Origin of the sequence: Sphingomonas liriopis (assembly GCF_024211255.1) — a bacterium.
In the GTDB taxonomy this organism is placed as follows: domain Bacteria; phylum Pseudomonadota; class Alphaproteobacteria; order Sphingomonadales; family Sphingomonadaceae; genus Sphingomonas; species Sphingomonas liriopis.
The window spans coordinates 1-13,414 of record NZ_JAMLDY010000006.1 but is presented as its reverse complement, the minus strand read 5'-3'; the positions used below and the strand labels follow the sequence as shown (position 1 = coordinate 13,414).

The 13,414-nt window shown below is 66.9% G+C and carries 18 protein-coding genes; 11 read left to right on the top strand and 7 right to left on the bottom strand.

Annotation, left to right across the window (positions count from 1 at the left end):
* Position 1 precedes the first annotated feature (1 nt).
* From pspB to M9979_RS05940, 3 genes are all read right to left on the bottom strand, one after another.
* Positions 2-256 (bottom strand): envelope stress response membrane protein PspB, encoded by a 255-nt coding sequence (gene pspB, locus M9979_RS05950; RefSeq protein ID WP_254288427.1) that lies wholly within the window; start codon positions 254-256, stop codon positions 2-4.
* Between the two features lies 1 nt (position 257).
* Positions 258-935, bottom strand: coding sequence for a phage shock protein PspA (gene pspA, locus M9979_RS05945; protein WP_254288426.1), 678 nt, complete (start codon positions 933-935; stop codon positions 258-260).
* Positions 936-1,005: 70 nt separating this feature from the next.
* Entirely contained in the window at positions 1,006-1,146 is a 141-nt protein-coding gene (locus M9979_RS05940; RefSeq protein ID WP_254288425.1) for a hypothetical protein, read from the bottom strand.
* 176 nt (positions 1,147-1,322) lie between these two features.
* Between M9979_RS05940 and pspF the strand changes: the two genes are divergently transcribed.
* Positions 1,323-2,372, top strand: coding sequence for a phage shock protein operon transcriptional activator (gene pspF / locus M9979_RS05935; protein ID WP_254288424.1), 1,050 nt, complete (start codon positions 1,323-1,325; stop codon positions 2,370-2,372).
* An 86-nt stretch (positions 2,373-2,458) separates the two neighbouring features.
* Positions 2,459-3,064, top strand: coding sequence for a superoxide dismutase (locus M9979_RS05930; RefSeq protein WP_254288423.1), 606 nt, complete (start codon positions 2,459-2,461; stop codon positions 3,062-3,064).
* A 144-nt stretch (positions 3,065-3,208) separates the two neighbouring features.
* Here the strand turns inward: M9979_RS05930 and M9979_RS05925 are convergent, their stop codons facing one another.
* From M9979_RS05925 to mtaB, 3 genes are all read right to left on the bottom strand, one after another.
* Positions 3,209-3,880 (bottom strand): inner membrane-spanning protein YciB, encoded by a 672-nt coding sequence (locus M9979_RS05925; protein ID WP_254288422.1) that lies wholly within the window; start codon positions 3,878-3,880, stop codon positions 3,209-3,211.
* A gap of 136 nt (positions 3,881-4,016) precedes the next feature.
* A complete protein-coding gene (ftsY, locus tag M9979_RS05920) occupies positions 4,017-4,955 on the bottom strand; it encodes a signal recognition particle-docking protein FtsY (RefSeq protein WP_254288421.1) in 939 nt (312 codons plus the stop codon).
* Positions 4,952-6,349, bottom strand: coding sequence for a tRNA (N(6)-L-threonylcarbamoyladenosine(37)-C(2))-methylthiotransferase MtaB (gene mtaB, locus M9979_RS05915; protein ID WP_254288420.1), 1,398 nt, complete (start codon positions 6,347-6,349; stop codon positions 4,952-4,954). The genes ftsY and mtaB overlap by 4 nt, the downstream gene beginning before the upstream one ends.
* 40 nt (positions 6,350-6,389) lie before the next feature.
* Between mtaB and M9979_RS05910 the strand changes: the two genes are divergently transcribed.
* The 5 genes from M9979_RS05910 (at position 6,390) to rimM (ending at position 10,080) form a co-directional block, all read left to right on the top strand.
* Positions 6,390-6,923, top strand: coding sequence for a DUF924 family protein (locus tag M9979_RS05910; RefSeq protein ID WP_254288419.1), 534 nt, complete (start codon positions 6,390-6,392; stop codon positions 6,921-6,923).
* A 439-nt stretch (positions 6,924-7,362) separates the two neighbouring features.
* Complete coding sequence (gene ffh / locus M9979_RS05905) at positions 7,363-8,859, top strand: signal recognition particle protein (protein ID WP_254288418.1); 1,497 nt, start codon at positions 7,363-7,365, stop codon at positions 8,857-8,859.
* 119 nt (positions 8,860-8,978) lie between these two features.
* On the top strand, positions 8,979-9,407 hold the full coding sequence (rpsP, locus tag M9979_RS05900; RefSeq protein ID WP_254288417.1) for a 30S ribosomal protein S16: 429 nt from the start codon (positions 8,979-8,981) through the stop codon (positions 9,405-9,407).
* A gap of 57 nt (positions 9,408-9,464) precedes the next feature.
* Positions 9,465-9,614, top strand: coding sequence for a hypothetical protein (locus tag M9979_RS05895; RefSeq protein WP_254288416.1), 150 nt, complete (start codon positions 9,465-9,467; stop codon positions 9,612-9,614).
* Positions 9,580-10,080 (top strand): ribosome maturation factor RimM, encoded by a 501-nt coding sequence (rimM, locus tag M9979_RS05890; protein WP_254288415.1) that lies wholly within the window; start codon positions 9,580-9,582, stop codon positions 10,078-10,080. Before M9979_RS05895 ends, rimM begins: the two co-directional genes overlap by 35 nt.
* Positions 10,081-10,257: 177 nt before the next feature.
* Here the strand turns inward: rimM and M9979_RS05885 are convergent, their stop codons facing one another.
* Entirely contained in the window at positions 10,258-11,163 is a 906-nt protein-coding gene (locus M9979_RS05885; RefSeq protein ID WP_254288612.1) for an NAD(P)/FAD-dependent oxidoreductase, read from the bottom strand.
* Positions 11,164-11,216: 53 nt separating this feature from the next.
* On the opposite strand from M9979_RS05885, the gene M9979_RS05880 reads away from it, so the two are divergent.
* From M9979_RS05880 to rplS, 4 genes are read left to right on the top strand one after another with little or no spacing between them, the layout of a single operon-like run.
* Positions 11,217-11,594, top strand: a complete 378-nt coding sequence (locus tag M9979_RS05880) for an AbrB/MazE/SpoVT family DNA-binding domain-containing protein (protein WP_254288414.1) — start codon at positions 11,217-11,219, stop codon at positions 11,592-11,594.
* The gene (locus M9979_RS05875; RefSeq protein WP_254288413.1) at positions 11,591-11,971 is read left to right on the top strand and encodes a type II toxin-antitoxin system VapC family toxin; all 381 of its coding nucleotides are present in this window, start codon (positions 11,591-11,593) and stop codon (positions 11,969-11,971) included. Before M9979_RS05880 ends, M9979_RS05875 begins: the two co-directional genes overlap by 4 nt.
* Complete coding sequence (trmD, locus tag M9979_RS05870; protein WP_254288412.1) at positions 11,968-12,708, top strand: tRNA (guanosine(37)-N1)-methyltransferase TrmD; 741 nt, start codon at positions 11,968-11,970, stop codon at positions 12,706-12,708. Before M9979_RS05875 ends, trmD begins: the two co-directional genes overlap by 4 nt.
* Entirely contained in the window at positions 12,705-13,097 is a 393-nt protein-coding gene (gene rplS / locus M9979_RS05865) for a 50S ribosomal protein L19 (protein WP_254288411.1), read from the top strand. Before trmD ends, rplS begins: the two co-directional genes overlap by 4 nt.
* Positions 13,098-13,414: the final 317 nt, after the last annotated feature.

Below are 13,414 nucleotides of genomic sequence, written 5' to 3'. Positions count from 1 at the left end.
CTCAGTTCCTCCGATCGATCTGATATTGCGGCTGCTGAGCGGTCAGGCTCGGCTTGAAGTCGGGGTTGTCGGCGGCGACGATCCGCTCGACGGTGTTGAGGCGATCCTCGAGCCGGCGGGCGAGATTGAACATCTCGTCGAGCAGCTTCTCGTCCTCGTCGGTGATCTTGGGCGCCTGCTTCCACTTGGTGACATAGTGGAGGATGACCCAGGGCAGGCCGACGAAGAGCGTCAGGCAAACCAGGACGGTGTTCATCTCAACCCTCCTTGTCCGCGTTGCCGCTCAGGCGCGCCTTCAGCGCGGCGAGCTCGGCATCGACCTTGTCGCCCTGGCGCAGCTCGGCGATCTCTTCCTCCAGCGTCTTGGGCACGCCCAGACCCAGCGCCTCGGCGCGGCCCTCGGCATCGTCGACGCGGCGTTCGAGGACGTCGAAGCGGCTGAACGCCTCGTGCGTCTTCGGCCCCGCATACATCTCGCGCAGGCGGTAGCGGTTGTTGGCGCTTTCCAGCCGGGTCTGGACGTTCGACTGCTTGGCGCGGGCTTCGCTCAGCTTCTTCTGGAGCTTGGCGATATCCTCTTCGGAGGCGCGCAGCGCGTCGTCGAGCACCTTCACCTCGATCATCAGCTGCTCGGCCATGTCGGCGGCCTTCTGCTTCTCGCCGAGCGCCGCCTTGGCAAGGTCCTCACGGTTCTTGCTCAGCGCCAGCTCCGCCTTTTCCATCCAGTTCGCCTGCAGCTGATCGAGCTTGTTGATGTGGCGGCGCATTTCCTTCTGGTCGGCGATCGTGCGCGCCGCGCTGGCGCGGACCTCGACCAGCGTCTCCTCCATCTCGAGGATAATCATGCGGATCATCTTCGCCGGGTCTTCCGCCTTTTCGAGCAGGTCGGCGAAGTTGGCGGCGACGATGTCGCGGGTGCGGGAGAAGATGCCCATCGTGGTGTGTGCTCCTGGAAACATGGCCGGGGCGGAGCGAGGGAAACGACCCGCCCCGGTTTGGGACCGCTTACGCCGAAAGGCGGGCGGCCTTCTCGACGGTCTGGTGGCTGCCGGTCGCCGGACCTACTGCGCCGGCGACGCAGGTCGCGCTGAACAGGACGGTGCAGACGATGGCGGCAAGCTTACGACCGATCTCGGAATGGAACATGGTAACCTCCTGAAACTTTTGAAACTTGGGCCGCCGTGCTGGCGGTATGCCGGGTGCATTGCAGGGGCCGTGCCAATTGCGAAAACGGCGGTTTTCCGCGCTTTCTAGGTGTATTATTCCTATGAACCACGGATGAACGCTTGCGTAACGTTGGTATTTTACGCCACAAGTTGGCGATGCAGCGGACGACACAGGTCATCGGCCAATCGGGGGCCTTTCTGGATGCGCTGGAACGCGCCAGCCGCGCCGCCGCGCTCGACCGGCCGGTGCTGGTCATCGGCGAACGCGGCACGGGCAAGGAGCTCGTCGCCGAGCGCCTCCATCGCCTCTCCCCGCGCTGGGACCAGCCGCTGGTCATCATGAACTGCGCGGCGCTGCCCGAGTCGCTGATCGAGGCGGAATTGTTCGGGCATGAGGCGGGCGCCTTCACCGGCGCGACCAAGGCGCGCACCGGGCGGTTCGAGGAGGCGGACGGCGGTACCCTGTTCCTCGACGAACTCGGCACGCTGTCGATGGCGGCGCAGGACCGGCTGCTGCGCGCGGTCGAATATGGCGAGGTGACGCGGATCGGCTCGTCGCGACCGTTGCGCGTCGACGTCCGCATCGTCGCGGCGACCAACGAGCATCTGCCCGACAAGGTCGACGCGCACGAGTTTCGCGCCGATCTGCTCGACCGGCTCTCGTTCGAAGTGGTGACGCTGCCGCCGTTGCGCGCGCGATCGGGCGACATCGCGGTGCTCGCCGACCATTTCGGGCGGCGGATGGCGTCGGAGATCGGCTGGGAACGCTGGCCCGGCTTCGGCCCGCGCGCGCTCGACCAGCTGCTGACCCACCGCTGGCCCGGCAACGTCCGCGAGCTGCGCAACGTCGTCGAACGCGCGGTCTATCGCTGGGAGGGCGGCGGGCCGGTCGACGGGATCGAGATCGACCCCTTCGCCTCGCCGTACCGCCCCACCGGCGGCCCGGGCGGGGGCCCGAGCAAGGCACCCGCCGACCAGCCCGCGCCCGCGCCGGTCGAGAGCGAGGACAGCCCGGTCGTCGCCTGCGACACCGGCCCGTCGGACTTCAAGTCGCGCGTCGCGCGCTTCGAGCGCGAGCTGCTGGCGCGCGCGCTCGCCGAGCACCGCTTCAACCAGCGTTCGACCGCGGAGGCGCTGGGGTTGAGCTACGACCAGCTGCGCCATGCGCTGCGCCGCCACGATCTCATCAACGCGCAGGGGTCATGACGCTTGCGTAACGGGATGGGAGCGTTAGGCGACGTCCGGCGTTAACGCGGGGACGACATCGTCCCTATCCAAGAGGAGCCTTTCCCATGGCATTCGAACTGCCGCCGCTGCCGTACGATTATGACGCGCTGGAGCCGGTCATCTCCAAGGAAACGATGACCTTCCACCACGACAAGCATCACGCCGCCTATACCGCCAAGCTCAACGAGGGCGTCGCCGCCGATCCGAGCCTGGAAGGCCTGTCGATCGAGGACATCCTCAGCCGCATCTCGTCATTGCCGCCGCTGGTGCGCAACAATGGCGGTGGGTTCTGGAACCACGACTTCTTCTGGAAGATCATGGGGCCGAAGGGTTCGACCCAGCCGTCCGGCGCCCTCAAGGACGCGATCGACGCCTACGGTGGGCTCGACAAGCTGAAGGAAGACTTCAACACCAAGGGTGCGGGCCAGTTCGGGTCGGGCTGGGCCTGGGTCATCAAGGATTCGAGCGGCGCGCTCAAGGTCACCTCGACGCCCAATCAGGACAATCCGCTGATGGACGACGCCAAGGACAAGGGCACGCCGATCCTCGGCAACGACGTGTGGGAACACGCTTACTACCTGACCTACAAGAACGACCGGCCGGGCTATCTCAAGGCATGGTGGGACGTGGTGAACTGGGACGAAGCCGGCAAGCGCTTCGACGCGGCGTAACCCCTATTTCCCTCTCCCGGTGGGAGAGGGAGGGAGCGCCCGCAGGGCGCGGAAGGGGGTGAGGGTGGCTTGTGCGTCGCGGTCACCCTCACCCCCTCGCAGCTACGCTGCTCGACCCCTCTCCCGGTGGGAGAGGGGTTATGCTCACTCCGGCGGAATGCCTGCCTGCGGGTCATCCTCCGTCTTCAACCCGTGCCGCAGCAGCATCGGGATATTCGCGAACGCGAACAGCAGCGTCAGCGGGATCGCCCCCCACAGCTTGAACCCGACCCAGAAATCCCAGTCGGTCGTCCGCCACACCGCCTCGTTGAGCGCGGCCATGCCGACGAAGAACAGCGCCCAGTTGCGCGTCAGCTTGCGCCACCCCTCGGCATCGAGCCCCGGATAGGCGCTGCCGAGCAGCCCCTGCAGCAGCGGCCGGCCAGTTACCAATCCGAACGCCAGCACCGCGGCGAACATGCCGTAGACGAAGCTCGGCTTCATCTGGATGAACTTGGGGTCGTGGAACCAGACGGTCAGCCCGCCGAACACGACGACGAACCCACCCGAAATCCACAGCATCGGCGAGATCGCGCCAAGCTTCGTCTTCGACACGACCATCGCGACGATGGTGGCGATGACGAAGGCGGTGGTCGCGACGATCACCTTGGCGATCACCAGCGCGCCGGCGCGGTCGAGGTCGGAGAGGAAGCCGGTGCCCGATGCGACCAGCTGCATCGCAAGGCTCGCGGGAAACAGGAAATTGACCGCGAAGAAGACGAGCAGCGGGCCGTATTCGACGCCCATCCGCAGCCCGGGGGATTGCTGCTCGGTCATGCCGCCGTCTCCCCACATACTTCGTCACCCCGGACGTGTTCCGGGGTCCACTCATCCGCAAGCTTCACGGCCGTTTGGATGTGCGGAACGGTGGACCCCGGAACACGTCCGGGGTGACGGAAGGATTGGATCGAGGTCACTTCCGTCCCCCCTGATCCACGCCCGCAATGATCCGCGCCACCTCGTTGGCATCGAACGGGCGCAGGTCGGTCATCCCTTCGCCCACCCCGATCGCATGGATCGGCAGCCCGTATTTCTCCGCTGCCGCGACCAGCACGCCGCCGCGCGCGGTGCCGTCGAGCTTGGTCATCACCAGGCCCGTCACCCCGGCGACCTCCTTGAACACCTCGATCTGCGAGAGCGCGTTCTGTCCCGTCGTCGCATCGAGGACGAGCACGACGTCGTGCGGGCTCGCCGGGTTGATCCGTCCGAGCACGCGGCGGATCTTGGCGAGCTCGTCCATCAGCTCGCGCTTGTTCTGCAGGCGGCCCGCGGTGTCGACGATCAGCACGTCGATGCCCGTCTCGGTCGCCTTCTTCACGGCATCCCAGACGACGCCTGCGGCATCGCCGCCCTCCGGCCCGGTGACGATCGGCACGCCGACGCGATCCGCCCAGGTGCGCAACTGGCCGATCGCCGCGGCGCGGAACGTGTCGCCCGCCGCGAGCATCACGCCGTAATCCTGTTCCATCAGCAGATGCGCGAGCTTTGCGATCGTCGTCGTCTTGCCCGATCCGTTGACGCCGATGACGAGGATCACCTGCGGCCGCGGAAACGCGGTCACTTCCAGCGGCGTCGCGACGCGTTCGAGTGCCTTCTCCACCTCCTCGGCGACGACGAGGCGGATGCCGAGCTCCTCCATGTTGCGCTCGAACGTCCCCTCGGCGAGGCGCGTGCGGATCTTGCCGGCGGTATCGGGGCCGAGGTCGCTGGCGATCAGCGCCTCCTCGACCTCGTCGAGCGTCGCCTCGTCGAGCCGCGCGCCGCCGAGGCCGGCGAGGTTGCCGACCAGCCGGTCGGAGGTCTTCCTGAAGCCGCCGAGCAGCCGCTCGTGCCAGGTCGGGGTGGTGCTCATATCATCGTACCTAGAAGGTGGGTGTCGGTGGCGTGGGTGATGCGGACGGCGACGACGTCTCCGGTGCGAGCCATCTCATTTTCCGTTCGCCCTGGTGAGCGGGTCGTCGAGGCCCCCGGCCTCGACTGGAACGTCCGGGGGACGTTCCACCCGCTCACTGTCGAAGGGCTGCTATCCGCAAGCGCCGCGCCTGAGGAGAGCGGGGCTTCGACAGGCTCAGCCCGAACGGGGGTGGGGGTAAGCCGCACCTCCGCGAAATTCCCCGCATGGCCGCGGTCGCCCGGCCGCTCGAGCAGCACCTGCTGCACCGATCCCACCTGCGCCGCCAGCCATGCCGCCTTGCGCCGCGCCGCCGCGTCGCGCAACCGCTCGGCGCGCGCCCGGATCGCGCCCGCATCGACCTGCGGCATCCGCGCCGCCGGCGTGCCGGCACGCGGCGAATAGGGAAAGATATGGCCGTGGACGATATCGGCATCGTCGATCAGCGCCAGCGTCTCGGCGAACATGCCCGCATCCTCGGTCGGGAAACCGGCGATCAGGTCCGCACCGATCGCGATCTCCGGCCGGGCCGCTTTCAGCCGCGCCACCGTCGCCACCGCCTGCGCGCGGCTGTGCCGCCGCTTCATCCGCTTGAGGATCAGGTCGTTGCCCGCCTGGAAGGACAGATGGAGATGCGGCATCACCCGCGCCTCGCCGGTGACGAGCTCGAACAGGCGTTCGTCGATCTCGATCGAATCGAGCGACGACAGCCGCAGCCGCGCCAGCTTCGGCACATGCCGCAGGATGCGCTCGACCAGCATCCCCAGCGTCGGCGCGCCGGGCAGGTCGTGGCCGTAACTGGTCAGGTCGACCCCGGTCAGCACCACCTCCGCATGGCCCGCATCGACCAGTCCGGCGATCCGCTCGACCACTGCGCCCGCCGGCACCGACCGGCTGGGGCCGCGTCCGAAGGGAATCGCGCAAAAGGTGCAGCGATGATCGCAGCCGTTCTGCACCTCGACGAACGCGCGGGCATGGCCGGTGAAGCTCGCGGCGAGATGCGGCGCCGTTTCGCGCAACTGCATGATATCGCCGACCACGACGGGCGCGAGGCTGTCCCACGCCGCGGGCAGCAGTTTCTCGCCATTGCCGATCACCCGGTCGACTTCCGGCATCGCCGCGAAACCCTGCGGGTCGAGCTGCGCCGCACAGCCGGTGACGACCAGCTCGGCGCCGGGCCGCGCGCGGCGGGCGCGACGGATCGCCACCCGCGTCGCCTTGACCGCGGCATTGGTCACCGCGCAGGAGTTGACGACCACGGTATCCCGCCCGGCGATGAGCGTCCGGATCGTTTCGCTCTCGGCGATGTTGAGGCGGCAGCCGAGGGAGATCACCTCTGGCGCGGGAGCAGACATGGCGGGCGATTTAGTCAACGAAGGCGGTCAAGTCCATGACATGGCTGCCACGGTGCTCGACTTCTGGTTCGGACTGACGAGCGAACAGCAATTCGCCAAGGACGACGCCCTCGACCGGACGATCGCCGAGCGGTTCGGCGCGATGCGCGACGGCGTGCTGCGCGCGCGGGCGGAGGGATGGCGCGACGATCCCGATACGCTGCTGGCGGCGATCATCCTGCTCGACCAATTCTCGCGCAACCTGCATCGTGGATCGGCGGAGGCGTTCGCGGCGGATGGCCTCGCGCGCGAGCTGACCCACACGGCGATCGGGCAGGGTTGGGAGTCGCATTACCCGCCCGAACGCCGCGTCTTTCTCTACATGCCGCTGATGCATGCGGAGGACCTGGCGGAACAGGACCTGTCGGTGGCGAAGTTCGAGGCGTTGGGGATCGCGGAGAACATCGCCTTCGCGCGCGATCATCGCGACGTGATCGTGAAATACGGGCGTTTCCCCAGCCGCAATGCGGCGCTGGGCCGGGAGTCGACCAAGGCGGAGCAAGCGTATCTCGCGCAACCGGATGCTGGTTGGTAATCGCACGACGCGCCCGCCCCCCATCCTCCGTCACCCCGGACTTGTTCCGGGGTCCACCGGGCGGCAGGCGTATCGCCCGAGGGTCTTGCCGTTCGCCTCGCCGCGGAGTGACCCCGGAACAAGTCCGGGGTGACGACCGGAGTGGGAAGAGGTTTGCCTGCGCCAACATCTTCCGTTCGTCATTCCCGCGAAGGCGGGAATCCATACTGGCTGACCGTGCGGCTCCATCCGCAACCCCAGTGATTATGGATCCCCGCCTCCGCGGGGATGACGAAACCGGGGGTAGAGCCAACCTTGCGTCCCGCGCCGCTTTCCCCTACAGGCCCCACACGTTCCTCCACGGAATGCGATCGATGAAGCGCCTACGGGTGCGCTGGCCGGCGAGGTTTCGCCCGCCGGCGTCTTTTGCGTTGCGCGGTATGATGAGGGTTTCGAGGCGATGTTCGACAGTCTGAGCGACCGGCTTGGCGGGGTATTCGACCGCCTGCGTGGCCGTGGCGCGCTGACCGAGGCCGACGTGCGAACCGCGATGCGCGAAGTGCGCGTCGCGCTGCTCGAGGCCGACGTCGCGCTGCCCGTCGCGCGCAGCTTCGTCGACAAGGTCACCGAACAGGCGGTCGGCCAGAACGTCCTGCGCTCGGTCACGCCGGGGCAGCAGGTCGTCAAGATCGTCAACGATGCGCTGGTCGAGATGCTGGGCGCCGACGCGTCGGAGCTCGAACTGTCGGTCACGCCGCCCGCGGTCGTGATGATGGTCGGCCTGCAGGGTTCGGGCAAGACGACGACGACCGCCAAGATCGCCAAGCGCCTGTCGGGTCGCGACCGCAAGAAGGTGCTGATGGCGTCGCTCGACGTCAATCGCCCCAATGCGCAGGAACAGCTGGCGACGCTGGGCACGCAGATCGAGGTGGCGACGCTGCCGATCGTGCCGGGCCAGCAGCCGGTCGACATCGCCCGCCGCGCACTGCAGGCCGCGAAGCTGCAGGGCTATGACGTCCTGATGCTCGACACCGCGGGTCGCCTGCACGTCGACCAGGCGTTGATGGACGAGATGAAGGCGGTCGCCGACATCGCGGTGCCGCAGGAAATCCTGCTGGTCGTCGATTCGCTGACCGGTCAGGACGCGGTCAACGTCGCGCAGAATTTCTCCGAACAGGTGCCGCTGACCGGCGTCGTGCTCACCCGCATGGACGGCGACGCGCGTGGTGGCGCTGCGCTGTCGATGCGCGCGGTCACCGGCAAGCCGATCAAATTCGCCGGCACCGGCGAAAAGCTCGACGCGCTCGAAGCCTTCCACCCGTCGCGCGTCGCCGGCCGCATTCTCGGCATGGGCGATGTCGTCAGCCTCGTCGAGCGTGCCGCCGAATCGATTCAAGCGGAAGACGCCGAGCGGATGACCGCGCGGCTCGCCAAGGGTCAGTTCGACATGAACGACCTGCGCGGCCAGCTCCAGCAGATGCGCCGCATGGGCGGCCTCGGCGCGCTCGCCGGCATGATGCCGGGGATGAAGAAGGCGCAAGGGGCGCTCGCCACCGCCGGCGGCGACAAGATGCTCATCCATATGGAGGCGATGATCGGCTCGATGACGCTGAAAGAGCGCGCCAAGCCCGAACTCATCAACGCCAAGCGCAAGATCCGCATCGCCAAGGGCTCCGGCACGACGGTGCAGGAGGTCAACAAGGTCCTGAAGATGCATCAGGAAATGTCGACCGCGATGAAGAAGATCAAGAAGATGGGCGGGCTGAAGGGCATGATGGCGATGCTCGGCAAGGGCGGCATGGGAGGCCTCGGCAACGCGCTCGGCGGTGCCGGCCTCGGCGACATGATGGAAAAGGCCGGCGGCGGATTGCCCAAGGGCCTGCCCGGTCTAGGCGGCGGTCAGGACGGCATGCCCAAGCTGCCCCCCGGCTTCGAAAATCTTCTCAAGAAGAAATAGCCCGACACCCAATCCGTCATCCCAGCGAACGCTGGGATCTTTCGGAGAGGGAGCGAAACACCAACCCAAAGACCCCAGCCTTCGCTGGGGTGACGAACTCAGAAGGCAAGGAAAACACAATGGCACTCAGCATTCGCCTGTCGCGCGGTGGCTCCAAGAAGCGTCCCTACTACCGCATCGTCGTCGCCGACGCGCGCAGCCCCCGCGACGGCAAGTTCATCGAGAAGATCGGCAACTACAATCCGCTGCTCGCCAAGGATGCCGAGAACCGCGTCGTGCTCGACGCCGAGCGCGCCAAGTACTGGCTCGGCAACGGCGCGCAGCCGACCGACCGCGTCGCTCGCTTCCTCGATCAGGCCGGCGTGCGCGAGCGCGCTGCCCGTTCGAACCCGAACAAGGGCAAGCCGGGCGAAAAGGCGACCGAGCGCGCCGAAGAGCGTGCCGAGAAGCTGAAGGCGCAGGAAGAGGCCGCCGCCGCCGCCGCCGCTGCACCCGCCGCAGAGGAGGCTCCGGCCGCCGAAACCGCCGAAGAGACGACCGAGGCGTAAGCATCGGAATGGGCCATGGTGCGTTGTCCCCCCTCTGCACGAGGGAGTTGACGCATCATGGCCACCATACCCGATCCCCGCACCGCGCCCGATGACGACGTCACGGACGCGGCCACTCCCGACGCCACCAACGAAGGCGTCTCCAACACCGATCCCGCGGAAGGGGACGACGATGCCCCCACAGGAACCGACGGATCGCCGGGCTGACGGCAACGTCACGCTGGCGGTGGTGATCGGCGCGCACGGCGTCAACGGCCAGGTGCGGCTGAAGGTCTTCGCCGAGGATTTCGGCAGCTACAAGAGCTTCAACCAAGGCGCGCTGACGCTGAAGTCGGCGCAGGCCGGCAACAACGGCCTGATCGTCCGCTTCGCCGAGATCGCCGACCGCAATGCGGCGGAAGCATTGCGGGGTACGGAACTCACCGTGCCGCGCTCGGCGCTGCCGCCCTTGGCGGACGGCGAATATTATCATGCCGACCTGCTGGGCCTGCCGGCGGTGTCTAGCGATGGCGAACCGCTCGGCACGGTCGTCCTGATCGAGAATTTCGGCGCCGGCGACGTGCTCGAGATCGAGCGCCCCGACGGCAAGCGCTTCATGATCCCGATGAACATCGACGCCGTTCTCGGCTGGGATGGTGTACAATTGGTGGTGAACGCCGACTTCGTCGAGTGATGGCGATGAGGCCTTAAGCTCTCACACCTTCCACCGTTCGCCCTGAGCCTGTCGAAGGGCAGGTGAGACTCATCGTACTTCGACAGGCTCAGCACGAACGGAGGTTTCGTGGCGATTGCTTCGAAGCTCGCCGCAACACCTCTGCGTCCTCCGCGCCTCCGCGCGAATCCATGCACCTCATCGCCGGATCGGCTGCCGCTCGCTCAACAGATTGCGGATCGTCGTCGCCGCCACCCCGGCCTCGCCCATCGCATGGCTGATCTGGTCGAGCCCCTTCACAACGTCGCCCGCGGCGAACAATCCGGGAATGCTGGTACGCTGGTGGTCGTCCACCTCAAGACAGCCTTCGTCATTGGCCCGCGCACCCGCCGCCACCGCCAGCCGCGACCGGATGCGCGATCCCAGCGCCGGATAGACGCTGTCGAACGCCATCCGCCCATGCGCGGTATCGAGCGCCAGCCGGTCGCCTTCGATTCCCCAGCCGCCGCACGGCCCGTCGACCCGCACGATCCCCGCCTCGTCCAGCTTCGCCGCACAGGCGTCGTCGAGCATATGCTCCGCCTCCGGCGCGATCAGCGTGACGTCGCGCGTATAGCCGCGCAGGAACAGCGCCTCGCGCATGCCATGATCGCCGGTACCGATCACGCCGACGCGCTTGTCGGTCACCTCATAGCCGTCGCAGATCGGGCAATAGCGCAGCAACCCGCGTTCCAGCGCCGGATCGTGCACCTCGGGCAGGATGTTGGGCCGGTGGTTCACCACCCCGGTCGCGAGCAGGACGGTGCGGGCATGATAGTCGCCGTCATCGGTGATGACGCGAAAGTTTTCGCCATCGGGCTGGATCGCGGTGACCCGCCTTTCCTCGCGATGCGCGCCGTATGTTTCGGCCTGCGTCAGCATCAGGCGGAGCAGCTCTTTGCCCGCCACCCCCTCGGGATAGCCCGCATGGTTGCGGGTGAGCGGGATCATCGCCGCGCGGCTCGACCCGCTGTCGAACAGCCGGATCGACAGGTGAAAGCGCGCCAGATAGATCGCCGCGGTCAGCCCCGCCGGCCCCGCGCCGATGATGATGCAATCGTCCATAGTCACGCCGGACGCCGGAACGCCCGCTGCGGTTCCCTTGTCGGCATCACGCCATGCATGTATATACGCAGAAGTATATACGGAGGTTCGCCATGGCAAAGCCTGACATGACGCAGGATGAACGGGTTCAGGCCATCGATCACGCTTATGGCTCGATGCCATGGCTGAAATCGCGCGAGCGCAAACGGGTGTCCGTCAAGGTCTTCAAATCGGGCAATTCGATGGCCCTGCGCTTGCCGGCGAGCCTCGGGCTGCAGGCCGGTAGCGAGATCGAGTTGGAGATCGAGGATGATGCCCACGTCTCGTTCGACCTGCCCGACAAACCGAAGCGCAAGATCGATGTCGCACGATTCTGGGGTACGCTCCCGGACCTGACACCGATTCCCGACGAGGATCGCCTGTTCGCGCCGCGCGACGACAGCGATCGATGAAGTACCTGCTCGATTCGAACGTCATCATCCTGGCATTGTCCGGGGCCAGCGAACCGCTGCTGCACCGACTGGCGGCGTGCGACGAAGGCGACGTGGTGACGTCGGCGATCGCTTTGGCCGAGGTCGCGTTGGGAACGGAGAACGGCAAGGCACCGCTGCCCGATCGGCTGCGACTGTTCGTATCCGAGGTGCCGGTGCTGGACTTCGACTATAAGGCGGCGCTGGCCTATGCGGGATTGCCATTCCGTCGCGGCGGCTTCGATCGACTGATCGCCGCGCATGCTTTGTCGCGCCGTCTCGCCGTCGTGACCGGCAACACCCGCCATTTCGCCGACATTCCCGGCCTGCGCGTGGAAAACTGGACGATCGCTGCATGACCGGGACCTTCACCGCGACGATCCTGACGCTCTACCCGGAGATGTTCCCCGGCCCGCTCGGCGTGTCGCTCGCCGGGCGGGCGCTGCGGGAAGGGGGGTGGGCTTGCGAGCCGGTTCAGATCCGCGACTTCGCCACCGACAGGCACCGCTCGGTCGACGACACGCCCGCGGGCGGCGGCGCGGGGATGGTGCTGCGTGCCGACGTGCTCGCCGCGGCGGTCGACAGCGTCGCCGACGATCGCCCGATCCTCGCGATGACACCGCGCGGTCGGCCGCTCTCACAGGCGCGCGTGCGCGAACTCGCCGCCGGCCCCGGGGTCGTCGTGCTGTGCGGCCGGTTCGAGGGGTTCGACGAACGCATCTTCGAAGGCCGCCGGATCGAGGAAGTGTCGATCGGCGACTATATCCTGTCGGGCGGCGAGATGGGGGCGCTGGTGCTGCTCGATGCTTGCATTCGGCTGCTGCCCGGCGTAATGGGCGCGGCTTCAAGCGGTGTGGACGAGAGCTTCGAAACGGGGCTGCTCGAATATCCGCAATATACCCGACCATATGAATGGGAAGGGCGCACGATCCCCGAAGTGCTGCGATCGGGGGATCATGCGAGGATCGCGGCCTGGCGGCAACACCAGTCCGAGACCGACACACGGCTACGGAGGCCGGACCTGTGGGAGCGTCACGAGGGCGCTCGGGTCTGTTCTCCCTCTGGCGCGCGGCGAACGAAGGATACGACGTCATGAACATCATCCAGCAGCTCGAAGCCGAGCAGATCGAAAAGCTGACCGCCAAGCGCGCGATCCCCGAATTCCGCCCCGGCGATACGCTGAAGGTCGGCGTGAAGGTCGTCGAAGGCGAGCGCACCCGCGTCCAGAACTACGAAGGCGTGTGCATCGCGCGGTCGAACAAGGGCATGGGTTCGTCGTTCACCGTGCGCAAGATCAGCTTCGGCGAGGGCGTTGAGCGCGTCTTCCCGCTGTACTCGCCGAACATCGATTCGATCGACGTCGTCCGCAAGGGCGCCGTGCGTCGCGCGAAGCTGTACTATCTGCGTGGTCGCACCGGCAAGTCGGCGCGTATCGCCGAGCGCCGCGACACGCGTGCCCCCAAGGGCACCGCCGCCGCGGAGTGATCCGCCGGTCGTGAACCGAACGAAAGGGCGCGGGAGGCTTTCTCCCGCGCCCTTTTTTGTATTGACCGTTCGATCGTCCCCCACCCGTTCGTGCTGGTGAACAGGTCGCCGAGCCCCCCGGGCTCGGCTGAAACATCCGGAGGATGTTTCACCTGTTCACTGTCGAAGCACAGATGAGACTCAGGCCCTTCGACAGGCTCAGCAACCATTATGATGCGGGCATCCATTCGGCTTGTCTGGCGAGGACGGTGTTGGCGTAGATGAGGAGTTTCCGTGCGCAGGCGGTGAGGGCTTGTTTGTGATTTTTGCCGGCGCCT